At 72.3% G+C, this 25,253-nt stretch carries 26 protein-coding genes; 15 read left to right on the top strand and 11 right to left on the bottom strand.

Annotated elements, in window-relative coordinates:
- The first annotated feature begins 1 nt into the window (after position 1).
- Both sufC and IFT77_RS01410 read left to right on the top strand, forming a co-directional pair.
- Entirely contained in the window at positions 2 to 793 is a 792-nt protein-coding gene (gene sufC / locus IFT77_RS01415; protein ID WP_192169051.1) for a Fe-S cluster assembly ATPase SufC, read from the top strand.
- A gap of 2 nt (positions 794 to 795) precedes the next feature.
- Complete coding sequence (locus tag IFT77_RS01410; RefSeq protein WP_146900878.1) at positions 796 to 1,128, top strand: metal-sulfur cluster assembly factor; 333 nt, start codon at positions 796 to 798, stop codon at positions 1,126 to 1,128.
- 81 nt (positions 1,129 to 1,209) lie between these two features.
- On the opposite strand, the gene IFT77_RS01405 is transcribed toward IFT77_RS01410, so the two are convergent.
- On the bottom strand, positions 1,210 to 1,815 hold the full coding sequence (locus tag IFT77_RS01405; protein WP_192041661.1) for a biotin transporter BioY: 606 nt from the start codon (positions 1,813 to 1,815) through the stop codon (positions 1,210 to 1,212).
- A 150-nt stretch (positions 1,816 to 1,965) separates the two neighbouring features.
- Here IFT77_RS01405 and IFT77_RS01400 point away from each other — a divergent pair, with 150 nt between their 5' ends.
- Positions 1,966 to 3,564, top strand: a complete 1,599-nt coding sequence (locus tag IFT77_RS01400; protein WP_123545786.1) for an ABC-F family ATP-binding cassette domain-containing protein — start codon at positions 1,966 to 1,968, stop codon at positions 3,562 to 3,564.
- Positions 3,565 to 3,620: 56 nt separating this feature from the next.
- Here IFT77_RS01400 and IFT77_RS01395 read toward each other — a convergent pair whose 3' ends face one another.
- The 3 genes from IFT77_RS01395 to IFT77_RS01385 are packed head-to-tail and all read right to left on the bottom strand — an operon-like array spanning position 3,621 to position 5,076.
- Positions 3,621 to 4,493, bottom strand: a complete 873-nt coding sequence (locus IFT77_RS01395; protein ID WP_192169050.1) for an SURF1 family protein — start codon at positions 4,491 to 4,493, stop codon at positions 3,621 to 3,623.
- Complete coding sequence (locus tag IFT77_RS01390; protein ID WP_192042303.1) at positions 4,490 to 4,735, bottom strand: hypothetical protein; 246 nt, start codon at positions 4,733 to 4,735, stop codon at positions 4,490 to 4,492. The genes IFT77_RS01395 and IFT77_RS01390 overlap by 4 nt, the downstream gene beginning before the upstream one ends.
- Positions 4,735 to 5,076 carry a DUF3099 domain-containing protein gene (locus IFT77_RS01385; protein ID WP_192041659.1) on the bottom strand — a complete coding sequence of 114 codons (342 nt, stop codon included), beginning with the start codon at positions 5,074 to 5,076 and terminating at the stop codon, positions 4,735 to 4,737. Before IFT77_RS01385 ends, IFT77_RS01390 begins: the two co-directional genes overlap by 1 nt.
- Positions 5,077 to 5,202: 126 nt before the next feature.
- Between IFT77_RS01385 and fabG the strand changes: the two genes are divergently transcribed.
- A complete protein-coding gene (gene fabG, locus IFT77_RS01380; protein ID WP_192169049.1) occupies positions 5,203 to 5,913 on the top strand; it encodes a 3-oxoacyl-ACP reductase FabG in 711 nt (236 codons plus the stop codon).
- 69 nt (positions 5,914 to 5,982) lie between these two features.
- On the opposite strand, the gene serB is transcribed toward fabG, so the two are convergent.
- Positions 5,983 to 6,621 carry a phosphoserine phosphatase SerB gene (gene serB / locus IFT77_RS01375; RefSeq protein WP_192041657.1) on the bottom strand — a complete coding sequence of 213 codons (639 nt, stop codon included), beginning with the start codon at positions 6,619 to 6,621 and terminating at the stop codon, positions 5,983 to 5,985.
- 100 nt (positions 6,622 to 6,721) lie between these two features.
- Complete coding sequence (locus IFT77_RS01370; protein WP_146900896.1) at positions 6,722 to 7,963, bottom strand: glucose-1-phosphate adenylyltransferase; 1,242 nt, start codon at positions 7,961 to 7,963, stop codon at positions 6,722 to 6,724.
- Positions 7,964 to 8,010: 47 nt separating this feature from the next.
- Between IFT77_RS01370 and glgA the strand changes: the two genes are divergently transcribed.
- The 3 genes from glgA (at position 8,011) to IFT77_RS01355 (ending at position 10,377) form a co-directional block, all read left to right on the top strand.
- Complete coding sequence (gene glgA / locus IFT77_RS01365; RefSeq protein WP_192169048.1) at positions 8,011 to 9,195, top strand: glycogen synthase; 1,185 nt, start codon at positions 8,011 to 8,013, stop codon at positions 9,193 to 9,195.
- 10 nt (positions 9,196 to 9,205) lie between these two features.
- A complete protein-coding gene (locus IFT77_RS01360) occupies positions 9,206 to 9,991 on the top strand; it encodes an ABC transporter ATP-binding protein (RefSeq protein WP_192041655.1) in 786 nt (261 codons plus the stop codon).
- A 137-nt stretch (positions 9,992 to 10,128) separates the two neighbouring features.
- On the top strand, positions 10,129 to 10,377 hold the full coding sequence (locus tag IFT77_RS01355) for a type B 50S ribosomal protein L31 (RefSeq protein WP_043594989.1): 249 nt from the start codon (positions 10,129 to 10,131) through the stop codon (positions 10,375 to 10,377).
- Between the two features lie 161 nt (positions 10,378 to 10,538).
- Here the strand turns inward: IFT77_RS01355 and IFT77_RS01350 are convergent, their stop codons facing one another.
- Positions 10,539 to 11,249, bottom strand: a complete 711-nt coding sequence (locus tag IFT77_RS01350) for a 3'-5' exonuclease (RefSeq protein ID WP_197980452.1) — start codon at positions 11,247 to 11,249, stop codon at positions 10,539 to 10,541.
- Positions 11,250 to 11,330: 81 nt separating this feature from the next.
- Positions 11,331 to 13,070, bottom strand: a complete 1,740-nt coding sequence (gene treS / locus IFT77_RS01345) for a maltose alpha-D-glucosyltransferase (protein WP_192169047.1) — start codon at positions 13,068 to 13,070, stop codon at positions 11,331 to 11,333.
- A 71-nt stretch (positions 13,071 to 13,141) separates the two neighbouring features.
- Between treS and IFT77_RS01340 the strand changes: the two genes are divergently transcribed.
- Together IFT77_RS01340 and IFT77_RS01335 are read left to right on the top strand one after the other, a co-directional pair.
- Entirely contained in the window at positions 13,142 to 14,047 is a 906-nt protein-coding gene (locus IFT77_RS01340; RefSeq protein ID WP_371740869.1) for an alpha/beta fold hydrolase, read from the top strand.
- The gene (locus IFT77_RS01335; RefSeq protein WP_192169046.1) at positions 14,044 to 15,153 is read left to right on the top strand and encodes a glycosyltransferase; all 1,110 of its coding nucleotides are present in this window, start codon (positions 14,044 to 14,046) and stop codon (positions 15,151 to 15,153) included. The genes IFT77_RS01340 and IFT77_RS01335 overlap by 4 nt, the downstream gene beginning before the upstream one ends.
- Here the strand turns inward: IFT77_RS01335 and IFT77_RS01330 are convergent.
- The gene (locus IFT77_RS01330; RefSeq protein ID WP_192169045.1) at positions 15,150 to 15,806 is read right to left on the bottom strand and encodes a histidine phosphatase family protein; all 657 of its coding nucleotides are present in this window, start codon (positions 15,804 to 15,806) and stop codon (positions 15,150 to 15,152) included. The two genes, IFT77_RS01335 and IFT77_RS01330, sit on opposite strands and share 4 nt — an antisense overlap.
- On the bottom strand, positions 15,803 to 16,681 hold the full coding sequence (locus IFT77_RS01325) for an NAD-dependent protein deacetylase (RefSeq protein ID WP_192042300.1): 879 nt from the start codon (positions 16,679 to 16,681) through the stop codon (positions 15,803 to 15,805). The genes IFT77_RS01330 and IFT77_RS01325 overlap by 4 nt, the downstream gene beginning before the upstream one ends.
- A gap of 235 nt (positions 16,682 to 16,916) precedes the next feature.
- On the opposite strand from IFT77_RS01325, the gene IFT77_RS01320 reads away from it, so the two are divergent.
- The gene (locus IFT77_RS01320) at positions 16,917 to 17,768 is read left to right on the top strand and encodes an RNA methyltransferase (protein ID WP_192169044.1); all 852 of its coding nucleotides are present in this window, start codon (positions 16,917 to 16,919) and stop codon (positions 17,766 to 17,768) included.
- Complete coding sequence (locus IFT77_RS01315) at positions 17,765 to 18,994, top strand: D-alanyl-D-alanine carboxypeptidase (protein ID WP_192169043.1); 1,230 nt, start codon at positions 17,765 to 17,767, stop codon at positions 18,992 to 18,994. Before IFT77_RS01320 ends, IFT77_RS01315 begins: the two co-directional genes overlap by 4 nt.
- A 46-nt stretch (positions 18,995 to 19,040) precedes the next feature.
- Here IFT77_RS01315 and IFT77_RS01310 read toward each other — a convergent pair whose 3' ends face one another.
- Positions 19,041 to 19,838, bottom strand: a complete 798-nt coding sequence (locus tag IFT77_RS01310) for an SGNH/GDSL hydrolase family protein (protein WP_123545760.1) — start codon at positions 19,836 to 19,838, stop codon at positions 19,041 to 19,043.
- 45 nt (positions 19,839 to 19,883) lie between these two features.
- On the opposite strand from IFT77_RS01310, the gene IFT77_RS01305 reads away from it, so the two are divergent.
- From IFT77_RS01305 to IFT77_RS16520, 4 genes are all read left to right on the top strand, one after another.
- Complete coding sequence (locus IFT77_RS01305; RefSeq protein ID WP_192169042.1) at positions 19,884 to 21,074, top strand: acyl-CoA dehydrogenase family protein; 1,191 nt, start codon at positions 19,884 to 19,886, stop codon at positions 21,072 to 21,074.
- A 66-nt stretch (positions 21,075 to 21,140) separates the two neighbouring features.
- Positions 21,141 to 22,451, top strand: coding sequence for a DNA polymerase IV (gene dinB / locus IFT77_RS01300; RefSeq protein WP_192041647.1), 1,311 nt, complete (start codon positions 21,141 to 21,143; stop codon positions 22,449 to 22,451).
- A gap of 95 nt (positions 22,452 to 22,546) precedes the next feature.
- Positions 22,547 to 24,340 (top strand): DEAD/DEAH box helicase, encoded by a 1,794-nt coding sequence (locus IFT77_RS01295; protein WP_192042299.1) that lies wholly within the window; start codon positions 22,547 to 22,549, stop codon positions 24,338 to 24,340.
- Positions 24,341 to 24,363: 23 nt separating this feature from the next.
- On the top strand, positions 24,364 to 25,218 hold the full coding sequence (locus tag IFT77_RS16520; RefSeq protein ID WP_371740868.1) for an MSMEG_6728 family protein: 855 nt from the start codon (positions 24,364 to 24,366) through the stop codon (positions 25,216 to 25,218).
- Positions 25,219 to 25,253 lie beyond the last annotated feature (35 nt).

The following is a 25,253-nucleotide window of genomic DNA, read 5'->3' as shown; positions in this document are numbered from 1 at the left end:
CATGTCCACTCTCGAGATCCGCGAACTCAAGGTCAGCATCGACACCGACCAGGGCGTCAAGCCCATCCTCAAGGGCGTCGACCTCACCATCAACGAGGGCGAGATCCACGCCGTCATGGGCCCGAACGGCTCCGGCAAGTCCACCCTCGCCTACACGATCGCCGGGCACCCCCGCTACAACGTCGACGGCGGCAGCATCCTGCTCGACGGTCGCGAGGTGCTCGACATGTCGGTCGACGAGCGGGCCAAGGCCGGTCTCTTCCTGGCCATGCAGTACCCGGTCGAGATCCCCGGCGTGACGGTCGCCAACTTCCTCCGCACCGCCAAGACCGCCCTGGACGGTGAGGCTCCCGCGATCCGCACCTGGATCAAGGACCTGCGCACCCACATGAGCGACCTCAAGATGGACGCCTCGTTCGCCGAGCGCAACGTCAACGAGGGCTTCTCGGGCGGCGAGAAGAAGCGTCACGAGATCATGCAGCTCGAGCTGCTGAAGCCGAAGTTCGCCGTCCTCGACGAGACCGACTCCGGTCTCGACGTCGACGCGCTCAAGATCGTCTCCGAGGGCGTCAACCGCGCCAAGGCCAACACGGGCCTCGGCCTGCTGATGATCACGCACTACACGCGGATCCTCCGGTACATCAAGCCCGACTTCGTCCACGTCTTCGTCGACGGCCACGTCGCCGAGCAGGGCGGCCCCGAGCTTGCCGACCGTCTCGAGGACGAGGGCTACGACCGGTACGTGTCCGCGGCGGCCGCCGCCCCGGCCGAGACGACGCCGGCGGTCAGCTGACCATGGCCGTCGCCCTCGCCCCGGAGAAGTTCGACGCCACGATCGAGGCTCTCAAGGAGGTCGTCGACCCCGAGCTCGGGGTCAACATCGTCGACCTCGGCCTCATCTACGACCTCGCCATGGACGAGGAGCACGAGAACGCCCTCATCATCAGCATGACGCTGACGTCGGCCGGCTGCCCGCTGACCGACGTGATCGAGGCCGACACGGCCAACGCCCTCGACGGCGTGGTCGACGCCTTCCGCATCAACTGGGTCTGGATGCCGCCGTGGGGCCCCGACCGGATCACCGACGACGGCCGCGACATGATGCGCGCGATCGGCTTCTCGATCTGATCCACCCCGCACACGAAGGACGCCCCCGGTCGATGACCGTGGGCGTCCTTCGTGTGCGCGCACGCTGAGCGCGGGGCGCTCCTACTTGCCGAGACGCCCGAGAACACGCCACGCGAGGGGGAGTGCAGAGGCGGCGATGAGCCACTTCGCGACTCCGCCCACGATGAACGGGTACACGCCGAGCGCCAGGACACTGCCGAGCGACGCGTCGATGCCGAGGGAGTTCAGCACGACGGCCATGTAGGGGAGGCCCGTGGCGAACGGGATGAGGCTGGCGAGGAAGAACGCGGCAGCGGACAAGGCCCACTTCTTGTCCCAGTCGCGCTGGGACAGCCAGCCGATGACGAGCGCGGCCGGGACGAAGCCGAGGATGAAGCCGAAGCTCGGACGCAGCACGCTGAGCGGACCGCCGGAGAACTCGGCGAAGATCGGCAGCCCGGCGACGCCGAGGACGAGGTACGTGAGCATCGACAGGGCGCCGCGTCGGGCCCCCAACGTGGCGCCGACGAGCATCACGGCCAGGGTCTGACCGGTGATCGGCACGGGCCACATGGGCACCTGCACCTGCGCGAGGGCCGACGTGAAGGCGACCCCGCCGAGCACCAGGGCGACGTCGGTGGCCCAGCTGCGGGCCACCAGCCGGTCGGCGAGGACCGGCCGCGAGATCGATGCGGCGGTGTCAGTCATGCAAGTCTCCTAGTATGGGTAGGTTGATCGGCCGAGCGGCTGGTCGGCAGCGCAGTGCTGCGACCCCTCTCCACGCGACGTCCTCATCCTAGAGGCGGCCCCACGCCGGGCCCTGTTGTGGACATCTCCCCAATCGATTGGACTTCTGCTGTGCTTTCCGTGCACGATCTCGAGATCCGCGTCGGCGCGCGTCTGCTCATGGCCGACGTGAGCTTCCGCGTCGACAAGGGCGACAAGATCGGTCTGGTCGGCCGCAACGGCGCTGGCAAGACCACCATGACCAAGACGCTCGCCGGCGAGACCCTCCCGACGGGCGGCAAGATCGACCGTCACGGCGAGATCGGCTACCTGCCGCAGGACCCTCGCAGCGGCAACCCCGAAGACCTCGCCCGCACGAGGATCCTCGACGCGCGCGGTCTCGGCCAGCTGCTGCTGGGCATCCAGGAGGCGACCCTCGCGATGGGCGATCCCGACCCGGACGTGGCGGCGCGGGCCATGAAGCGGTACGGCGACCTCGACGACCAGTTCAACGCGCTCGGGGGCTACGCCGCCGAGGCCGAGGCCGCCTCCATCGCCAGCAACCTGAGCCTGCCCGACCGCATCCTCGACCAGCCCCTCTCGACGCTGTCGGGCGGTCAGCGCCGGCGCATCGAGCTCGCGCGCATCCTGTTCTCGGCCGCGGACACGATGATCCTCGACGAGCCGACCAACCACCTCGACGCCGACAGCGTCGTGTGGCTGCGCGAGTACCTCAAGACCTACCAGGGCGGCGTCATCGTCATCAGCCACGACATCGAGCTGGTCGAGGAGGTCGTCAACCGCGTCTTCTACCTCGACGCCAACCGCCAGGCCATCGACATCTACAACATGGGCTGGCGCAACTACCAGCGCCAGCGTGCCGCCGACGAGGAACGCCGCAAGAAGGAGCGCAGCAACGCCGAGAAGCAGGCCTCGGCGCTGCAGAAGCAGGCCGCCCGCTTCGGCGCGAAGGCCTCGAAGGCCGCCGCGGCCCACCAGATGGTCGCCCGAGCCGAGAAGCTGCTCTCCGGCCTCGAGGAGGTCCGCGCCGTCGACCGCGTCGCCAAGCTGCGGTTCCCCACGCCGGTCGCCTGCGGCAAGACGCCCCTCATGGCTTCGAACCTGTCGAAGAGCTACGGCTCCCTCGAGATCTTCACCGCCGTCGACCTCGCCATCGACCGTGGCTCGAAGGTGGTCATCCTCGGCCTGAACGGCGCCGGCAAGACGACCCTGCTGCGCATCCTCGCGAGCGTCGACGAGCCCGACACCGGCCAGCTGGAGCCCGGGCACGGCCTGCGCGTGGGCTACTACGCGCAGGAGCACGAGACCATCGACGTCAAGCGCAGCGTGCTCGAGAACATGGTGTCGTCCTCGCCGAACATCACCGAGATGGAGGCGCGGCGGGTGCTCGGCTCGTTCCTCTTCACCGGGGACGACTCGGCCAAGCCCGCGGGCGTGCTCTCCGGCGGCGAGAAGACCCGCCTCGCGCTGGCGATGATCGTCGTCTCCGGTGCGAACGTGCTGCTGCTCGACGAGCCCACGAACAACCTCGACCCTGCCAGCCGCCTCGAGATCCTCGACGCCCTGGCGAACTACGAGGGTGCCGTCGTGCTCGTGAGCCACGACGAGGGCGCCGTCGAGGCGCTGAACCCCGAGCGCGTCCTCATCATGCCCGAGGGCACCGAGGACCACTGGACCCCGGACTATTCGGACCTGATCAACCTGGCCTGAGCCCGACCGGCGTCGTCGGCCGGCGTCCGCGCCGACGCCGCCGGGCGATGACGACCTCAGCGCCCGGCGGCGTCGAGGAGTTCGTCCTCTTCTTCGTGATCCGCGCGGGGACGCGACGCACGTCGTCGCTCGCGCTCGGCTGCCTCCTCCGGGGTCTCGTCGTCGGCGGCGTCGAGCAGCTTGTTGCGTCGCTCTTGCCGGAACACGTAGAAGAGGAACCCGAAGGCGCCGACCGCGAACATGATCCACTGCACGAAGTACGACAGGTTGAGGCCTGTGTCGATCTCCGGCGCGCTGGCCTTCACGGGAGCGGTCGCGGGCGCCGGGTCCTCGGTGGCGAGGAGACCGTAGCTCGCGTCGTAGATCTGGCCGTCGACCCGCTTCTGCACCTCGCTGAGCTGGATCGTGGCGATCTGGTTCGTGCCGGGGACGCCGGTCCGGTCGCCCAGCGCGGGCTCGCCCGGCTTGAGCCGTGCGGTCACGGTGACCTCGCCGGCCGGCGGGGCGGGCACGACGTCGGGGGCGTCCTGGTCGTTGCCGGTGGGGACCCAGCCGCGGTCGATCACGAAGACGTCGCCGCCGCTGACCTGGAACGGCACGAGCACGTCGAAGCCGGGCTGGCCGTTCAGGGGCCGGTTGCGGACGAGCAGCTCCTCGTCGACGAGGTAGCGTCCGGTCATCGAGACGGGCTGCCACTCGAGGGCGGGATCGTACGAGCCCAGCTCGGGAACCGCCTCCTGCAGGGGGATCGGAGCGGCGTCGTACCGCTGCTCGAGCTGGTGGACGACCGCCATCTTCTCTTCGTGACGGCTCCACTGCCAGTGGGCGAGGAGGCCGCAGACGATGGCGAAGACCACCACGACGGCGAGGTAGCCCAGCCACTTGGAGGCAGTGGTCGGGCGAGCCCCCGACGCCTGCGGGGCGCTCAACGCGCCTCCTGCTCGACCCGGTCGACCGTCTCGCCCGCAGGCGTCAGGACGACCGGGAAGTCGCGGGCCCGGAGGAACTCGGCGAGGTAGCCGACGTGCTCGTCGCAGGCCGACCAGACCTTGACGCGCTCGAGGCCGTGGATCTTGGGGTTGCGCCAGTTGACCGCGTGCACGGCGGCTGCGGTGCACCCTGCCCTGGAGCACTGCACGTCACCGGGGCCCTGCTGCCCGAGGCCGAGCATCACCGGGGCACCCCGTCGGAGCCGACGACAGGGTCGTCGTCGGGGTCGTGGGGTGCCGGGGGAGTCCACGGCTCCTGAGGCCCGCGGTAGACCTCGAGTCCGCCGGGCCGCTCGACGTCCTGGCCGCTCTCGTGGCCCACGTTGGCGAGGACGACGGCCACGTACGGGATCACCACGGCGCCGAAGACGGGGATGAGCGTCCACCAGCTGAGGGGGATGACGAAGCAGAAGATGATGCAGACGATGCGGATGCCCGTGGCCAACAGGTACCGGCGCATGCGGGCGTGACGGTCGTCGGCAGGCGACGGGGGCAGCGTGGTGATCGGGGTGGATGTCTTCATGGCCTCACGGGCTCGGGACGCCGAGGGTCGGCGGCTGACTAGATCGTAATCCCGGCGTCCGACAGTAGGCTGGCACGCGGTCCACGGACCCGAGCACCCCTGACGCCCACACCGAGGAGCACCATCATGACCACCCCCCGCACCGTCCTCGTCACCGGCGGCAACCGAGGGATCGGCTTCGCGATCGCCAAGGAGTTCGTGGCCCAGGGCCACCGCGTCGCCGTCACCGCACGCAGCGGCCAGGGCCCCGAGGGCAGCCTCACGGTCGTGGCCGACGTGACCGACGCCGCGAGCGTCGACGCCGCCTTCACCGCGGTCGAGGCCGAGCTCGGCCCGGTCGAGGTCGTCGTCGCGAACGCCGGCATCACGAAGGACGGCCTGCTCATGCGCATGACCGAGGAGGACTTCACCTCGGTCGTGGACACGAACCTCGGCGGGGCCTTCCGCGTCGTCAAGCGCGCCTCCAAGGGCATGCTCAAGGCCCGGTTCGGCCGCATCGTGCTCGTCTCGAGCGTCGTCGGACTGCTCGGCGGCGCCGGCCAGGCGAACTACTCGGCGTCGAAGGCGGCCCTGGTGGGCTTCGCGCGGTCGCTGACGAGGGAGGTAGGCGCCCGGGGCATCACCGCCAACGTCGTCGCCCCGGGGTTCGTCGAGACCGACATGACGGCCGTCCTGCCCGACGAGCAGCAGGCCGACTACAAGAAGAGCATCCCCGCGGCACGCTTCGGCACGGCCTCGGAGGTCGCCAAGGCGATCGCGTGGCTCGCGAGCGACGACGCCGGGTACATCTCCGGTGCGGTCGTCCCGGTCGACGGCGGCCTCGGCATGGGCCACTAGGGCCTCAGCCGCACCGCCGCACCGCGACGTCGCCGAGCGACGCACCACCAGGCCAGGACTGCGCCCGGCTCAGCCGCGGAGGCCGAGCAGCGGCAGGACCTGCGACAGGTCGCAGTGCGTCACGACCACGTCGGCGTGGTCGCGCACCCGCGGCTTGGCGTTGAACGCCACCGAGAGCGCGGCGGCGTCCATCATCAGCAGGTCGTTCGCCCCGTCGCCGACCGCGACCGTGTGGGCAGGGGCGACGCCCGCCTCCTCGGCCCACTCGCGGAGGGCGGCGGCCTTGCCCGCGGCGTCGACGACCGGACCGTCGACCCGCCCGGTCAGGGCGCCGTCGACGACCTCGAGCCGGTTGGCGCGCCAGAAGTCGAGCCCCAAGCTCTCGGCGATCGGGTCGAGCACCTCGTGGAACCCGCCCGAGACGACGCCGATCACGCTGCCGTGGGCGTGCAGGCCGGCGACCAGCTCCGGCACGCCGGCTGTGAGTCTGATCCGGGACGCGGCGTCGGCGAACACCGTCGACGGCAGCCCCGCCAGCGTCGCGACGCGCGCGTGCAGGCTCTCGGCGAAGTCGAGCTCGCCCGCCATCGCGCGCTCGGTGATGGCGGCGACCTCGTCCCGCGCACCGGCGGCGTCGGCGAGGAGCTCGATGACCTCGTCCTCGATGAGCGTGGAGTCGACGTCGAGGACGGTCAGGAAGCGGGGCACGCGATCACCCTAGTGTCCGGCCGCCGGACGACCGGACGGCGCCGTCACCGTTCGTCACGAGGTGGACGAGGCGACGGCGCCGTCGGCGGCCGGACCGGGGCTACTGGTCGACGCGGACGCCCTTCCCGACGACCGTGATGCCCGAGGGCGTGACCGTGAAGCCCCGTGCGCGGTCCGCCTCGGCGTCGACGCCGACGGAGGCCCCCTCGGCGATGACGACGTCCTTGTCGAGGATGGCCCTGTTCACGGTCGCGTTCGGCCCGATGTGGGCCCGCTCGAAGACGATCGAGTCGACCACGCGCGAGCCGGAGTCGAGCGTGCACCACGGGCCGAGGACGCTGCGCTCGACGTGGGCACCCGACAGGAGCGAACCGAGCGAGACGACCGAGTCGATGGTCGTGCCGAGGTTGCCCAGCCCGTCGCGGACGAACTTGGCCGGGGGAGAGTTGAGCTGCTGGCTGAAGATCGGCCAGTCGGTGTTGTAGAGGTTGAAGATCGGCAACGCCGAGATCAGGTCGCGGTGCGCGTCGTAGAACGAGTCGATGGTGCCGACGTCCCGCCAGTAGTAGCGGTCGCGCTCGGTCGAGCCGGGCACCTCGTTGCGGTTCAGGTCGTAGACGGCAGCGTCGCCGCGGGACACGAAGTCGGGGACGATGTCGCCGCCCATGTCGTGGTCCGAGTCGGCCTTCTCGCCGTCGCGGAGCACCGCGTCGATGAGCACGTCGGCGTCGAAGACGTAGTTGCCCATCGAGGCGAGGATCTCGTCGGGGGAGTCGGGCAGTCCCGTGGCGTCCTTCGGCTTCTCCAGGAACCGGCCGATGCGCGTCGGGTCGTCGGGGTCCACCTCGATCACGCCGAACTGGTCGGCCAGCGAGATCGGCTGGCGGATCGCCGCGACGGTGACGCCGGCGCCCGAGGCGATGTGCGCCTCCACCATCTGCTCGAAGTCCATCCGGTAGACGTGGTCCGCGCCGACCACGACGACGATGTCGGGCTTCTCGTCGCGGAGCAGGTTGAGGCTCTGCAGGATCGCGTCGGCGCTGCCGGCGAACCAGCGCTTGCCGAGGCGCTGCTGTGCGGGCACGGAGGCGACGTACGCGCCGAGCAGCCCCTCGATCGACCAGGTCTGCGAGACGTGGCGGTCGAGGCTGTGCGACTTGTACTGCGTCAGCACGACGATCTGGCGCAGGCCCGAGTTGATGAGGTTCGAGAGCGCGAAGTCGATGAGGCGGTAGTTGCCGCCGAACGGGACGGCGGGCTTCGCCCGGTCGGCGGTCAGGGGCATGAGGCGCTTGCCCTCGCCCCCGGCCAGGACGATGCCGAAGATCTTCTTTGATGCCATGGGGCCAGAATGGCACGTTTCTCCGGCGCACGACTACGGTGATGCTCGTGCGAGTCGATGTCATCACGAAGGAATATCCGCCGAACGTCTACGGAGGCGCCGGCGTCCACGTCGTCGAGCTCGCGAAGGCGCTGAGGCAGTCGATCGAGGTGCAGGTCCGGGCCTTCGGGGACGTCGACCCCGAGCCCGACACGACCGGCTACCCGGACCTGGCCGAGCTCGCCCAGGTCAACGGCGCGCTCCGCACCCTCGGCACCGACGTCCGCATCGCCCAGGACGTCGCGGGCGCCGACATCGTGCACAGCCACACCTGGTACGCGAACGCGGCGGGCCAGCTCGCCCAGATGCTGCACGACGTGCCCCACGTCCTCACGGCGCACAGCCTCGAGCCGCTCCGCCCCTGGAAGGCCGAGCAGCTCGGCGGCGGCTACCGTGTCTCGAGCTGGATCGAGCGCCAGGCCTACGAGACGGCCGACGCCGTGATCGCCGTCAGCGAGGGGATGCGCCGCGACATCCTGCGCTCCTACCCCGGCATCGACGAGCAGAAGGTCAGCGTCGTCTACAACGGCATCGACCTCGAGGCGTGGCAGCGCGTCGACGACGCCGAGCTGGTACGCGAGCTCGGCATCGACCCCGACCGCCCCTCGGTCGTCTTCGTCGGGCGCATCACCCGTCAGAAGGGCCTGCCGTACCTGCTGCGCGCGGCCAAGCTGCTGCCCGCGGACGTCCAGCTGGTGCTCTGTGCCGGCGCACCCGACACCCCCGAGATCATGGCCGAGGTGAGCGGCCTGGTCCGCGAGCTGCAGGAGGAGCGGACCGGCGTCGTCTGGATCGAGAAGATCCTGCCCCGTCACCAGCTCAGCGCCGTCCTCAGCGCCGCCACGACCTTCGTCTGCCCGTCCGTCTACGAGCCGCTCGGCATCGTCAACCTCGAGGCGATGGCCTGTGGCGTGCCCGTGGTCGGGTCGGACACCGGCGGCATCCCCGAGGTGGTGGCCGACGGCCTCACCGGCCGCATCGTCCCGCTCGAGCAGGCGCAGGACGGGACGGGGACCCCGCTCGACCCCGACAAGTTCGTCGCCGACCTCGCCCGCATCCTCACCGAGGTCGTCTCCGACCCGGCCCTCGCCCGGCTGATGGGTCGGGCGGGCCGGATGCGCGCCGAGAGCGAGTTCTCCTGGACGCGGATCGCTGACCGCACCCTCCAGGTCTACGGCTCCCTGCGTCGATAGGCTGTCGAGCATGCCTACCGTCCTGCAGCTGACCGATGTCTCCCTCGTCCGCGGCGGCGTCCCCGTCGTCGACTCGCTGACCTGGACCGTCGACTCGGACGAGCGGTGGATCGTGCTGGGGCCGAACGGCGCCGGCAAGTCCTCCCTGCTCCAGGTGGCGGCGGCACAGACCCACCCGAGCTCCGGGACCGCGGAGGTGCTCGGCGGCGACCTGGGCTCCGTCGACCTCTTCGACCTCCGCCCGCGCATCGGCTTCGCCTCGACGACGATCGCCCGTCGCATCCCGGCCAAGGAGAAGGTCGTCGACGTCGTCCTCACCGCCGCCTACTCGGTCACCGGCCGCTGGAACGAGGAGTACGAGGGCGTCGACGTGCGCCGTGCCCACCGCGTGCTCGACGAGTGGAGCCTCGACCACCTGTCGGAGCGCACCTTCGGCGAGCTGAGCGACGGCGAGCAGAAGCGCGTCCAGATCGCGCGGGCGGTCATGACCGACCCCGAGCTCCTGCTGCTCGACGAGCCGGCCGCGAGCCTCGACCTCGGCGCCCGCGAGGAGCTGCTGCGGATGCTCTCCGGCTACGCGCAGTCCGAGGGCGCCCCGGCGATCGTCATGGTCACCCACCACGTCGAGGAGATCCCGCGCGGCTTCACCCACGCGCTCCTCCTCGACCACGGCTCCGTCGTGGCCGCCGGCCCGATGGACGAGGTCGTGACGGCCGAGACCCTCGGTGCGACCTTCGGCGTCGAGCTCGAGGTCACCTCGGAGGACGGCCGCTACACGGCTCGCGCCGCGCGCTGACGGGTCCACGCCGCCGGCCGGTTCGTTCCTCGGATCCGGGCCGCGCGTCTGGTATCGTTGACAGCTGGTCCGGCGCATGCGTGCGCAGCGCCTCCCCGAACTTCACACCACCATCCACCGCTAGACCTAGGACTCTCATGAAGACCGACATCCACCCCGAGTACAAGCAGATCGTCTTCCGCGACCTCGCATCGGGCGCCACGTTCCTCACGCGCTCCACGACGACGAGCGACAAGACCATCGAGCTCGACGGGGAGACCTACCCGGTCATCGACGTCGAGATCTCGTCCGAGTCGCACCCGTTCTACACGGGCAAGCAGCGCATCCTCGACTCGGCCGGTCGCGTCGAGAAGTTCAACTCGCGCTACAAGAACTTCGGCAAGTAAGTACCACTTCAGGGTCACGACCCTGATGCACGTCGAGAGGCGGTCCACCCCGGTGGACCGCCTCTCGTCGTCTGCGCGGGTCCGCCTCAGGAGGCGGCCAGGTCGTCTGCCTGAGGAGGCGTCGATCGCGTACGCCTGAGGCGGCGGGCAGGCCGTCCGCCTCAGGAGGCGGGCAGTGAGCGGTGCGGCCACTCGCCGGACGTCGTGAACGTCGGGTCCTTGCGGCGCATGTACTCCTGGAACGACGCCGCCTGGGTCGAGCACCAGCCGACCTGCAGGTCGTGCAGGTCGGTGGTCGCCACGTCGAGCTGGTCGGGGTACCGCTTCGCCATGGCCTGGGCGACCCGACCCGCGGCCACGGCGTCCGCCCCGGCGTCGTGCGCGTCGTCGAGGACCACGCCGTAGACGCCGGCGGCGGCCTCGAGGGTGCGCTTGCCCTTGCGGAAGCGGTCGACGGCCTTGTCGATGACGAGCGGGTCGACGACGCAGCCGATCTCGCCGACCTCGCCGAGGGGCTCGATGCCGTGCCGACGCGCCTCGCGGTCGAGGAGGGTCAGGTCGTAGGGGGCGTTGTAGACGACGAGGGGCACGCCGCGGGCGAAGACGGCCCTGACCGCGGCGACGATCTCGGCCACGACCTCGGCGGCGGGCCGACCCTCGGCCCGCGCGCGCTCGGTCGAGATGCCGTGCACGGCGCTGGCCTGCTCGGGGATCTCGACGCCGGGGTCGGCCAGCCACTCTCCGTGCGCGACCGTCGCGCCCGTGGCGTCGATGAGACCGACGTGGGCCGTGACGATGCGGGCCGTCTCGACGTCGATCCCCGTCGTCTCCAGGTCGAACACGCCGAGAGCCTTCCACCACGCCGACGGCAGGTCACCCGCCGCAGCGGGGGAGTCGAGGACGGGAGTGGACGGCACGGTCTCGGCAGGGTCGGTCTGGCTCACCCTCTGAGCCTACGAGGCGCCGCCGACAGCAGGCGCCGGCGCGGCGGGCACGTCGCCGACGTGCAGCCAGAAGAACTGCTGCGTGCCGAGCGTGATGGTGACCTTGCCCTCGTCGTCGAACGACGGGAACTGCGCCCCGCCGAAGAGGTCGAAGAGCGTCCGGCCGGCCAGGTGCGACGCCGTGACCGTGACGGCGGACGGGTTGTGCGCGAACGAGAACACGCAGAGGACGTCCTCGGCGGAGGCGCCGAACTGGGTGCCCTCGCCCTCGTACGACCGGACGAACGCGAGCACCGACTCCTGGTCCGTCTCGGCCACCTCGAGCGTGCCGAGCCCGAACACCGGGTGCGCCTTGCGGACGTGGATGACGTTCCGCACCCAGTGCAGCAGCGACCGCGACTGGGCCAGCTGGCTCTCGACGTTGACCAGGTTGTAGTTGAAGACGAGCGACTGCACGACGGGCAGGAACAGCTTGCCCGGGTCGGCCGTCGAGAAGCCGGCGTTGCGGTCGGGCGTCCACTGCATCGGCGTGCGCGACGAGTCGCGGTCGGGCAGCCAGATGTTGTCGCCCATGCCGATCTCGTCGCCGTAGTACAGGAACGGGCTGCCGGGCAGCGCGAACAGCAGGGCGTGGACGAGCTCGAGCTCGGCCCGCGAGTTGTCCAGCAGCGGAGCGAGGCGGCGGCGGATGCCGATGTTCGAGCGCATCCGCGGGTCGTAGGCGTACCAGCCGTACATCGCCTGGCGGTACTCCTCGCTCACCATCTCGAGCGTCAGCTCGTCGTGGTTGCGGAGGAAGACGGCCCACGCGGCGCCCGGCGGCACCTCAGTGGTCTCGGAGAGGATGCGCTTCAGCTCGGAGCCGTTCTGCGCCCGCAGCGAGTAGAAGATGCGGGGCATGACGGGGAAGTCGAAGGCCATGTGGCACTCGGGCTCGTCCTCGGTGCCGAAGAAGGCGGCCGTCTCGGCCGGCCACTGGTTCGCCTCGGCGATGAGCACGCGGCCGGGGAACTCGTCGTCGACCATGCGACGGAGGCGCTTGATGAACTCGTGGGTGGCGGGCTCGCCCTCGCCGTTGCCCTCCTCCGTCTCGAAGAGGTAGGGGATGGCGTCGAGCCGCAGGCCGTCGACGCCCAGGTCGAGCCAGTGCCGGACGACGTCGAAGACGGCCTCCTGCACGGCCGGGTTCTCGAAGTTGAGGTCGGGCTGGTGCGAGAAGAAGCGGTGGAAGAAGAACTGGCGGCGCACCGGGTCGAAGGTCCAGTTCGACTCTTCCGTGTCGACGAAGATGACGCGGATGTTGGAGTACTCCTCGTCGGTGTCGCGCCAGACGTAGAAGTCTCCGTAGGGGCCCTCGGGGTCCTCCCGGGACTGCTGGAACCACTCGTGCTGGTCCGACGTGTGGTTGAGCACCATGTCGATGACGATGCGCATGTTGCGCTCGTGCGACTTCGTCACGAGGTCGCGGAACTCGTCGAGCGTGCCGAACTCGGGCAGGATCGCCTTGTAGTCGGCGATGTCGTAGCCGCCGTCGCGGAGGGGCGACTGGAAGAACGGCGGCAGCCACAGGGCGTCGACCCCGAGCCACTGCAGGTAGTCGAGCCGCGAGAGCAGCCCCTGGAGGTCGCCGGCGCCGTCGCCGTTGCTGTCGACGAACGAGCGGACCATCACCTCGTAGAACACGGCACGTCGGTGCCATGCGGGATCGAGGGTCAGACCGGGCTGCTGGATGGGGGCAGTGAAGCTCACCCGGCCAACTCTAGGACGGCCGACGGCCGAGCGCGCGCGTTCCGCCAGGACCGCCTCCGTAGACTCGGCCCGTGATCGTCAGAGAGCCCCGTGTCCCGTCGCCGTACCGGCGCCTCCTCGAGTCCGTCGCGGTGCGCGAGGACGTCGTCCGTGTCGCCGGCAGCGACACCGCGTGGTGGACCTACGACACGCCGGGCGCCGACGACGACAGCCCGGTCGTGCTCGCGGTGCACGGCTTCCGCGGCGACCACCACGGCCTCGAGCCGGTCGTCGCGCACCTCACGGGCGTCCGGGTGGTCATGCCCGACCTGCCGGGCTTCGGCGAGTCGACGCCGCTCGAGAGCGAGCACAGCGTCGCCGCCTACGCCGCCTGGCTGACCGCGTTCGCGGCCGCCGTCGGGCTGGACGAGTCGGTCGTGGTGCTCGGGCACTCGTTCGGGTCGATCGTCACCTCCGCCGCCCTCGCGGACGGGCTCCGCGCCTCCCGGCTCGTGCTCGTCAACCCGATCGCCGCGCCGGCACTGTCCGGTCCGCGCGGCGTCGTCACCCGCCTCGCCGTCTTCTACTACTGGGCCGGTGCGGCCCTCCCCGAGGCCGCGGGGCTGTCGGCGCTGCAGAACGCGGCCGTCACGCGGTTCACGAGCCTCGCGATGGTCAAGACGCACGACGAGTCGCTGCGCCGCTGGATCCACGACCAGCACGACGCGTACTTCTCGCGCTTCGCGGACCGTCGCGTCGTGCTCGACGCGTTCCGCGCCTCCGTGTCGAGCGACGTCAGCAGCTACGCGGCGCGCGTCGCCGTGCCGACGCTGCTGATCGCGGCCGACCGCGACGACATCACGGCGCTGCCTGCCCAGCACGAGCTGCGGGCGCTGTTCCCCGACGCGCGCCTCACCGTGATCGACGGCGTGGGCCACCTGATCCACTACGAGAAGCCGCAGGAGGCGGCCGCCGCGATCCAGGGGTTCGTCGCGTGAGGATCGCGGTCGACTGCCGCTACGTCCGCACCGGGCGGCACGACGGCATCAGCCGGTTCACCGCCGGTGTCGTCGGCGCCCTCGCCGAGCTCACCCACGACGACGACGGGATCGAGCTGACGATGGTCGTCTCCGACCTAGGCCAGCTCGACAAGCTGCCCGACCTGCCGCACCTGCTCGTCAGCGACCCGACGAGCCCGCGCGAGCCCCTCGTCGCGCTGCAGGTCGCGGCGGCCCGCCCCGACGTCGTGTGGTCGCCCATGCAGACGATGGGCTCGTGGGGGCGCCGTCACCGGCTCGTGCTGACCCTGCACGACCTCATCTACTACACGAACCGGACGCCGCCGCCCGAGTTCGCCCTGCCGCTGCGCCTGCTCTGGCGGCTCTACCACCTCGCCTGGTGGCCGCAGCGGCTGCTCCTCGACCGGGCCGACGCGGTCGTCACCGTCAGCCGGACGACCCGGGACGAGATGACCCGTCACCGCCTCACCCGGCGACCCGTCACCGTCGTCTCGAACGCGGCCGACCCGGTCGACGACGCACGGCCCCGCACGGTCCCGGTGCACCGCGACCTCGTCTACATGGGGTCGTTCATGCCGTACAAGAACGTGGCCGCGCTCGCCAGGGCGCTGCCCCTGCTCGACGGGCACCGGCTGCACCTGATGAGCCGCGTGTCGGAGCTGGAGCGCGCCTCCTTGACGGCCCTCGCTCCTGCGGGCTCGCTGGTGTTCCACGACGGCGCGAGCGACGAGGAGTACCGCGACGTGCTGCTGGGCGCCACCGCCGTGGTCACGGCGAGCCGGGCGGAGGGCTTCGGCATCCCGCTCGTCGAGGGCATGGCCCTCGGCACACCGGCCGTCGTCAGCGACATCCCCATCTTCCGCGAGATCGGCGGCGACGCGGCCCTGTACTTCGACCCGGAGTCGCCCTCGTCGATCGCGGCGGCGGTGCGCCGGCTCGAGGGGGAGTGGGCGGCACGGTCGGCCGCGTCGGTGCAGCAGGCGGCCCGCTTCAGCTGGGCGGCCTCGGCGGAGGTGCTGCTCGAGCTGCTGCGGGCGACCGGCCGTTCTCCCCGCCGCCGGGGCAGGCGCAGCCTCCGCGGCTAGTCGGCGGCGGGGCGCTCGAGCGCGTTCTGCCAGTCGAAGGCGAAGGTGCCCGCGCGCTCGGACTCGACCTCGATCGGGTCGTCGAACTCGCGGAGCACCAGGGCGCCGTCGAGCAGCTCGAACGAGTGGATCGAGCCGTTGCGGATGGGCGTCCCGAGGTGCAGGACGTCGTCGCCCGCGATGTGCGTCACCACGGCGCGGATGACGGCGCCGTGCGTCGCGACGACGACCCGGCCGGCACCGCCCCCGTCGACGTCGCCGGTCGAGCGGGCGATCTCGACCAGGGCCGGCAGCACCCGGGCCAGGAGCTCACGACGGCCCTCGCGACCCGGGACGGGCGTGCCGGCGGGGAAGCGCCGTTCGACCTCGCTGCCGGTCAGGCCCTCGGCGTCGCCGTAGCGCCGCTCGGCGACGGCCGGGACGAGCTCCGGCGCGGGCAGCCCGAGCCGGGCGGCGATGATCGAGCCGGTCTCGGCGGCGCGCGACAGGGGACTCGCGACGACCCGGTCGAACGACCGGCGGGCGAGCAGGTCTCCCGCCTCGGCGGCCTGGGCACGGCCGAGGTCGTTCAGCGGGATGTCGGTCGCGCCCTGGATGCGGCGGGCGCGGTTCCAGTCGGTCTCGCCGTGGCGGACGAGGTAGAGCAGGGTCATCGTGACTCCGGGGCAGGGGCGGTCGCCGGCACGAGGCGCTCGGCCAGGGCTGTCAGGGTCTCGGTCGTCCCGGCGTCGATCTTGACGGCAGCCCGCGAGTCGCCCTTGGTCTCGCCACGGTTGACGATCACGACGGGGAGCCTGCGGCGCGTGGCCTGGTCGAGCAGCCGGATGCCGGAGTTGACGACGAGCGACGACCCCACGACCAGCAGCGCCTCGGCGCCGACGACGAGCGACCGGGCCTCGGCGAAGCGCTCGACGGGCACGAACTCGCCGAAGAACACGACGTCCGGCTTCAGCATGCCGCCGCAGACGGTGCACGCGGGGACGACGAAGGCGTCGATGTCGTCGACCTCGACGTCGCCGTCCGGGGCGAGGCGGACGCTCTCGGGCTCGTCGATCCAGGGGTTGTCGCCGGCGAGGCGGGCGGCGACGGTGTCGCGGGCGAACGACTGGCCGCAGGTGAGGCAGAGCACGCGGTCGACGGTGCCGTGCAGGTCGACCACGCGCCGCGACCCCGCACGCTCGTGCAGCGCGTCGACGTTCTGGGTGACGACGCCGTTGACGACCCCGGCGCGCTCGAGCTCGGCGAGGGCCCGGTGCCCGCCGTTCGGTGCGGACGCCCGGAACGTCTTCCAGCCGACGTGGCTCCCCGCCCAGTAGCGCTTGCGGTACCGCTCGCTCGAGAGGAACTGCTGGAAGGTCATGGGGTTGCGCGGGGGCGCCCCGGCCCCCCGGTAGTCGGGGATGCCGGAGTCGGTGCTGATGCCCGCGCCGGTCAGCACGGCGACGCGACGGCCGGCCAGGACCTCGACGGCGGCCTCGAGGGCGTCGCCGGCGGTGGCCGAGGGCGCAGGCGCCGGGGTGACAGGCACCGAGGAGGCGCGGGCCGGCCCGGCGGGGCCGGCTGCGGCCGGCGGCGTGGCCGGGTCAGTCACGGTGGGGCCTCCTTCGGGGCGGGTCGACCTCCGGGTCGGGTCGACGTCAGCCTAAACGGCGGGGCCTGGCGATTCGTTCCCCGGACGTTAGCCTGGACCTCGTCCCTGCCCCCTCGTCCTCCCGCGTCGCCTCCCGCCCCGTCGCCGACCGGACGTCCTGCCCTGGAGCGCCGTGCGCATCACCCGCATCACCGACCTCGACCGTCCCGACCTCGCGGACTACGCCCGGCTGACCGACGTGGCGCTGCGCCGCGTCTCGGAGCCCGAGGGCGGGCTCTACATCGCCGAGTCGAGCAAGGTGATCGAGCGCGCGCTCCGTGCCGGGCACGTGCCCCGCTCGGTGCTGATGACCGAGCGCTGGCTGGCCGACGTGGAGCCCCTGGTCGCGCACCTCGACGGCGAGATCTTCGTCGGCGACGCGTCCCTGCTCGAGACGCTCACCGGCTACCACCTGCACCGGGGCGCCCTGGCGGCCATGCACCGTCCCGAGCTGCCCAGCGTCGAGTCGCTCCTCGAGGGCGCGCGACGCGTGGTCGTGCTGGAGGACATCGTCGACCACACGAACGTGGGCGCCATCTTCCGAGCGGTCGCCGGGCTCGGCGCGGACGCCGTGCTCGTCACGCCCCGCTGCGCCGACCCGCTGTACCGGCGCAGCGTCCGCGTCAGCATGGGCACAGTGCTCCAGGTGCCGTGGACGCGCCTCCCGGAGTGGCCCCGGGGCGCCGAGCTGCTCCGCGACGCGGGCTTCGAGGTCGCGGCCCTCGCCCTCGCCGACGACGCCGTTCCCCTCGACGTCTACGCCGCCTCCGCCCCCGAGCGCGTCGCCCTGCTGCTCGGGACCGAGGGGGACGGCCTCAGCCGGGACGCCCTCCGCGCCGCCGACCGGGTCGTGACGATCCCGATGCTGCACGGCGTCGACAGCCTCAACGTCGCCGCCGCCTCCGCCGTGGCCCTGTGGGCGCTGCGGGTGCCGCCCGTGGCCGGCGAGGCGGCGTCCGACGCCGGGGGAGCGTCGCCCTCGTGACGCGTCGCGCCGTCCTGAGACGTCGTCGGGCCGCCGTGGCCGCCGTCGTGGTGCTCGTGCTCGCCGTGGGCACGTACCTGCCCCTCACGTTGCTCGGCCCGCTGGCGCCTGCCGCGGCCGCCGCGTCGACGTGGGAGGCGCCCGCCCAGCCGGGCGTGCAGCTCGCGTTCCCGGCGTACGGGGCCACGGCCGTCGAGGCCCTCGGCTTCGACGAGAGCCTCACGACGAGCGGCGACGCGCAGCCGCGGCCGATCGCGAGCATCAGCAAGGTGGTGACCGCGCTCGTCGTCCTCGACGCGAAGCCGCTCGACGGGGGCGACGGGCCGTCGATCACCCTCACGGCCGCCGACGCTGCCCTCTACGACACGTACCGCGCGGTCGACGGGAAGGTCGTGCCGATGACGGCCGGTTCCGTCCTCACCGAACGGCAGCTGCTCGAGGTGACCCTGATCGAGTCGGCGAACAACTACGCGACCGCGCTGGCGCGCTGGGCCTTCGGGTCGGACGCCGCCTTCGTCTCGGCGGCGTCCGCGTGGCTCGCCGAGAACGACCTCGCCGCGACGACCATCGTCGAGCCGACGGGGCTGTCGCCGCAGAACACGAGCACGGCGACCGACCTCGTGGCCCTCGGCGCGCTCGCCCTCGCCGACCCCGACGTGGCGGCCATCGTCGGCACCGACGAGACGACGATCCCCGGTGTGGGCGTCATCGACAACTCGAACGAGCTGCTCGGCCTCGACGGCGTCAAGGGGATCAAGACCGGCACACTCGACGAGGCCGGCGCCTGCCTGCTCTTCGCGGCCGACTTCACGGTGGCCGACCGGACCGTGACGGTGGTCGGCGTCATGCTGGGCGGCGTCGACCACGACGCGCTCGACGCCGACGTGCAGCGCCTGCTGCAGAGCGTGACGGGCAAGTTCCAGACCATCACGCTGACGAGCCGGGACGACGTCTGGGCCCGCTACGACCTGCCGTGGGGCGCGTCGGCCCAGGCGGTCGCGGCCGAGGACGCCGACCTGCTCGTCTGGGGCGACAAGACGGTCACCTCCGCGCTGCAGACCGACGAGGTCGGACCGGACGCCGCCGGCGACGAGGTGGGCACCGTCCGCTTCGACGTCGGCGGCGAGGAGGTCGACGTGCCGCTGGTGCTCGACGCGACGATCCCGGAGCCCGGTGCGTGGTGGCGGCTGACGCACCCGCAGGACGTCCTCGGCGGAGGCGGCTGACGCCTCCTCGTCGGGACCACGCACCCGGCCGCGGCCGCGCCCGCCGCTACGACGGCGGCTGCTCGTCGCGGTAGATGACCGTCACCGCGTCGGGTCGCTTCGCCTGGCGCCCGTCGCCCGACGACTGGTGCCGGAGGCGGCGGACGACCCAGGGCACCAGGTACTCACGCGCCCAGCCCATGTCCTCCGAGCGCGCCTGGCGCCACGGACGACGCTCGAGGGGCTCGGGCCGCCAGGGCTCGAGGTCGTTCTCGACGGCGAGGGCGCCGAGCACGGCCCGGGCGATCGTGTGGTGGCCGAGCGGGCTGAAGTGCAGCCGGTCGGGGGCCCACATGCGGGAGTCGGACAGCTGGCGGAGGGCCCACATGTCGGCGACCACGGCGTCGTGCTTGAGCGCGATCGCGTGGACGTGCTCGTTGTAGATGGCGACCTTGCCGCGGAGCCGCCCGAGCACCGGGGTCAGCCCGATGTCGGGGCCCGTGAAGACGACGACCGTCGCGCCCTGGGAGCCCAGCTTCTCGACCAGGGCGTCGAAGCCGGCGGCGACCTGGTCGGGGTCGGTCCCGGGGCGGATGATGTCGTTTCCGCCGGCCGAGACGGAGATCAGGTCGGGCCGGAGCGACAGGGCGGCGTCGGCCTGCTCGTCGGCGATCTGCGCCAGCAGGCGCCCCCGCACCGCCAGGTTGGCGTAGGCGAAGTCGTCCGCCGACGAGCCGAGGACCTCGGCGACGCGGTCGGCCCAGCCGCGGTGGCCGCCGGGCGCACGCTCCTCCGGGTCGCCGATCCCCTCCGTGAACGAGTCGCCGATCGCGACGTAGCGAGACCAGGGGTGCAGCTGAGTCATGGCCTCCACGTTACCGCCGGGTGCCGACGTGGCTACCCTCGGGGCATGACCGACGGCGCCCGACCAGCCACCGCCTCCTCGTGGTCGCCCTCGGCGCTGCTGCCGGACGACCTGCTCGTGCGGTTCCGCGCCCGTGCCGGCGGTCACGACCGGGACGGCTCGTTCCCGCACGACGACGTCGCCGAGCTGCGCGAGCGGGGGTACCTGACCGTCTTCGTGCCCGAGGACGAAGGAGGCGCGGGCCTGGGACTCGAGCAGGTCGCGGCCCTGCAGTCCCGCCTCGCGACCGCCGCCCCCGCCACCGCCCTCGCGGTCGGGATGCACCTCGTCTGGACGGGCTGCGCCGCGGTGCTGCGCGCCCGGGGCGACCGGTCGCTCGACCTGGTGCTCGCGGACGCCGCGGCGGGGGAGGTGTTCGCCTTCGGGGTGAGCGAGCCGGGGAACGACCTCGTCCTCTTCGACTCGGTCACCCGCGCCGAGCCGACGGCCGACGGCGGTTGGCGCTTCACCGGCACGAAGACGGCGACCTCGCTCTCGCCGGTCTGGACCCGGCTGGGGGTCTTCGGCCGTGACGACACGGACCCCGCGGCTCCGGTGCTCGTGCACGGCTTCGTCCACCGCGACCAGCCGGGCTGGACCTCGCTCGGCGACTGGGACACCATCGGCATGCGGGCGACGGAGAGCCACAGCACCCGACTCGACGGCGTCGAGGTGCCGGCCTCGCGCATCGTCCGGCAGCTGCCGGTCGGGCCGAGCGTCGACCCGCTCGTGTTCGGGATCTTCGCGGTCTTCGAGACGCTCGTCGCCGCGGTCTACCGGGGGATCGCCCGACGGGCCGTCGAGCTCGCCGTCGAGTCGGCGGCCGGGCGGACGTCGCGCCGGACGGGCCAGTCGCTCGCCCTGGACCCGATCGTCCGCTGGCGGGTCGCCGACGCTCGCCTGGTGCTCGACGGCCTCGAGCCGCAGGTCGACTCGCTGGCCCGCGACGTCGACCGGCTCGTCGACCACGGCGCCGACTGGTCGCCGCTCCTCGTCGGCCTCAAGACCCGCGTGACCGAGGCGGCGCGGGCCGTCGTCGACCAGGCCGTCGCGGTCGCCGGAGGCGGGTCGTACCGGGCGTCGTCGGAGCTCGGGCGGCTGCAGCGCGACGTGCTCGCCGGGCGGTTCCACCCGTCGAGCACCGACTCGGCGCACGCGACGATCGCGGCACGCCTGCTCGGGCCGGCGGAGCAGTAGCCGCGGCGCAGGCGCCCGCGGCCCGCGCCGGTCGGCGATGTCGGCGGTCCGTGTGAGGATCGCCGGGTGAGCAAACAGGACGGCAGCGGGCGACTCGTCACCGCGGACCCCACCGACGACGTGTCGGCGCCCATCCTGCACGTCGACATGGACGCGTTCTTCGCCTCGGTCGAGCTGCTCGACCGCCCCGACCTCGTCGGCAAGCCGGTCGTCATCGGCCACCGGTCCGACCGCTCGGTCGTCACGGCGGCCACCTACGAGGCGCGCAAGTTCGGCGTCAACTCCGCCATGCCGATGGCGATCGCGCTCCGGCGGTGCCCGCAGGCGATCGTGCTCGAGCCGCACGGCGAGAAGTACCGGCACTGGTCGTCGGTCGTGATGTCGATGTTCGACGACGTGACTCCGCTCGTCGAGCGCCTCGGCATCGACGAGGCGTTCCTCGACGTGTCCGGGGCGATCAGGCTGATGGGCCCGCCGTGGCGGATCGCGACCGAGCTGCGGCGCCGCGTGCACGCCGAGACGGGGCTGCGCTGCAGCATCGGGGCCGCGTCCACGAAGTTCGTCGCGAAGCTGGCCTCCAGCGTCTCCAAGCCCGACGGCCTGCTCGTCGTCCCGCACGACCGCACGATCGAGTTCCTCCACCCGCGGCCGATCAGCGCCCTCTGGGGCGTGGGCGGCAAGACGGAGGAGGTCCTCACGAACCTCGGGCTGCGCACGGTCGGCGACGTCGCGACGGCCTCGCTCGACACCCTCGTCCGCGCGGTCGGCCCGGCCGCGGGCGCGAAGCTGCACGACCTGGCCTGGGCCCGCGACCCACGCCGGGTGCACACCGAGACGGTCGAGAAGAGCGTCGGCCACGAGATGACCTTCTCGGCCGACGTCGTCGACCCCGACGTCATCCGGCGCGAGCTGCTGCGGCTCAGCGACAAGGTCGGGGCACGGCTCCGTGCCGCGGGCCTCAGCGGCCGCACCGTGGTGCTCAAGCTGCGCACGACCGACTTCGTCACGATCACGCGGTCGCGCACCCTCGCGGACCCGACCGACCTCGGACGCCGCATCTACGACGAGGTGCGCTCGGTCTACGAGGCGACGGGCAAGCAGCACGAGCGCATCCGGCTCGTCGGCGTGCGCGTCGAGCAGCTGGGCACGGGCGGCGACGGCGGGCTCTCGCTCGGCCTGTGGGACGACGACGCCGAGTGGCGCGAGGCCGAGTCGACGATGGACGCCCTGCGGGCCCGCTTCGGGGCGGCCGCCCCGACCCCGGCGTCGCTGCTGCGCGGCGGCGGCGACGACTCCCGACGACGGTCGCGACACGACCGCGGCCAGCCCGGCGACGGCCAGCTCGGTCGTGACCGACCGGGTGTCGGCGGCAGGTAAGATCGGTCCAAGTGAGCACAGCGAACGAGCACGACCCGGCCGGGGGCGACCAGTCCGGCGTCGGCGTCCAGGCCGGCGGCGACGACCAGCTCGACCTGGGCGAGGTCGGTGCCACGGCAGGCAACTCGGCCGCCGAGCACCTCTCGCCGGCGTTCCCCGAGCGGGCCGCCTGGGGAACGGCGAGCAAGCTGCGCGCCTGGCAGGCGGAGGCTCTCGAGCAGTACTTCGCGACGTCCCCCCAGGACTTCCTGGCCGCGGCCACGCCCGGCGCCGGCAAGACCACGTTCGCGCTGCGGCTCGCCACCGAGCTGCTCTCGCGGGGCGAGGTCGACCGGGTCGTGGTCGTCGCCCCGACCGAGCACCTGAAACGACAGTGGGCCGACGCGGCCGACCGCGTGAACCTGAGGCTCGACCCCATGTTCAAGAACGCCGACGTCTCGTTCGGCCGGCATTACCACGGGGTCGCCGTCACCTACGCCCAGGTCGGCATGAACCCGAAGGTGCACGCCGACCTGACGGCTGCCGGCCGCACGCTCGTCATCCTCGACGAGGTCCACCACGGCGGCGACGCGCTCAGCTGGGGCGACGGCATCCGCGAGGCCTACGGCCGGGCCACCCGCCGGCTCTCGCTCACAGGGACGCCGTTCCGCTCGGACACGGCCCCGATACCCTTCGTCACCTACGCCCCGGACGAGCAGGGCATCCGCACCTCCCGGTCCGACTACTCGTACGGGTACGGGCGCGCACTGGCCGACGGCGTCGTGCGTCCGGTGCTGTTCATGGCCTACGCCGGGCAGATGCGCTGGCGCACCCGCATGGGCGACGAGATGAGCGCGACCCTCGGCGAGGCGGTCACCAAGGACATCACGGCCCAGGCCTGGCGCACGGCCCTGTCGCCGCAGGGCGACTGGATCCCCGCCGTCCTGTCGGCGGCCGACACCCGCCTGACCGAGGTCCGTCGCGGGGTCCCCGACGCGGGGGGGCTCGTCATCGCCACCGACCACACGGCGGCCCGGCAGTACGCCGCCGTGCTGCAGAAGCTGACGGGCGAACGACCGACGGTCGTCCTGTCGGACGAGAAGGCCGCCTCCGACCGGATCCAGGCCTTCTCGGACGGCGACAGCCGCTGGATGGTGGCGGTGCGCATGGTGTCCGAGGGCGTCGACGTGCCGCGCCTCGCCGTCGGCGTGTACGCCACCTCCGCCTCGACGCCCCTGTTCTTCGCGCAGGCCGTGGGGCGCTTCGTGCGAGCGAGGCGCCGGGGCGAGACCGCCTCGATCTTCCTGCCGAGCGTGCCCAGCCTCATGGCCCTCGCGGGGCAGCTCGAGCTCGAGCGCGACCACGCGCTCGACCGGCCGGAGAACGCCGACGACGGCATCTTCGCGCCCGAGGAGGACATGATGGCGGCCGCGAACCGCGAGGAGAAGGCGTCGAGCCTGCTCGACCAGCAGCCCTTCGAGGCGCTCGACTCGCAGGCGTCGTTCGACCGCGTCCTCTTCGACGGCGGCGAGTTCGGCACCGGCGGCGAGATCGGCAGCCTCGAGGAGCTCGACTTCATCGGCATCCCGGGTCTGCTCGAGCCCGACCAGGTGCGCGACCTGCTGCGACAGCGCCAGGCCAAGCAGGCCACCCGGTCGCGCAAGACCGGCATGCCGACCGTGGTCGCGCCCGTCGCCGACGCGCGCCCGCTCTACCAGACGATCAAGGAGCAGCGACAAGAGCTCAGCCGGCTGGTGTCGATCTGGTCGAGGGTGTCGAACGAGCCCCACGGGATCATCCACGCCGATCTGCGGCGGGTCAGCGGCGGCCCCTCCGTGGCTCAGGCGAGCACCGAGCAGATCCAGAAGCGCATCGACGTGCTGCGGGGCCGGATCGGCAACCGCACCTAGGCCGCGCGCCTAGCGTGGGAGGGGTGCAGACCTTCCTCCCGTACCCCGACTTCGTCGAGAGCGCGCGGGTGCTCGACCAGGCCAGGCTCGGCAAGCAGCGCGTCGAGGCCCTCCAGGTGCTCCGGGCCGTCACGCTGCCCGGCTACGGGTGGCAGTCCCACCCCGCGATCGCGATGTGGCGTGGCCATCGCACCGCGCTGACGGCCTACGCCCTCGCGATCACCGACGAGTGGATCGCCCAGGGGCACTCCGACACGGTGCGGCCGCAGGTTCTCGAGTTCGCCCCCGCGCTCGGCGACTCCGCGCACGCGTCGGCGTCGGCCCTGGTCGCCGCGGACCTGCCGAGCTGGCTCGGCGACGATGCCGTGCACCGCAGCCACCGGTCGAAGCTCGTGCAGAAGGAGCCCGAGTGGTACCGCGGCAGGTTCCCGGGCGTGCCGGACGACCTCGACTACGTCTGGCCGGGCGCCGATGAGGGGACGCTCGCGCCCACGGACGACGCGGCGCTCTCCGCGACCCGGCGTGCCTGGGTGGTGCGCCCCGGGGACGCACGGACCGGTGACGACTGGCGACGGGCGGGCGTCGTCACGATCTCCGAGTCGTCGCCCCGGGGCCGGACGACGCCAGCATGGACCGCGCAGCGCGAGGCCTTCGCCCACCTCGGCGAGGGGGAGCTCGTGGCGGTGCCGGACGCCGGACACGGGTCGTTCGCACTCGGCCGCCTTGTCGGCGACGCCGTGTCGGCCCAGGACGACGACCGCGCGGCCGTGCTGCTCCGCCGGGTGGAGTGGGACGGCCAGGAGGTGCGGCGGCAGGACCTGCCCGACCCAGCCCTCGCGCAGGACACGCGCAGCCTGTTCCCCCTCGCACTCGCCTGACCGGCCGGACACCCGCACGGCCCGTCGGCCCGTCG

Source organism: Frigoribacterium sp. CFBP 13729 (assembly GCF_014841875.1).
Classification (GTDB): domain Bacteria; phylum Actinomycetota; class Actinomycetes; order Actinomycetales; family Microbacteriaceae; genus Frigoribacterium.
Note: the sequence above shows the minus strand (reverse complement) of the source record. Positions and strands in the feature narration are given on the sequence as shown.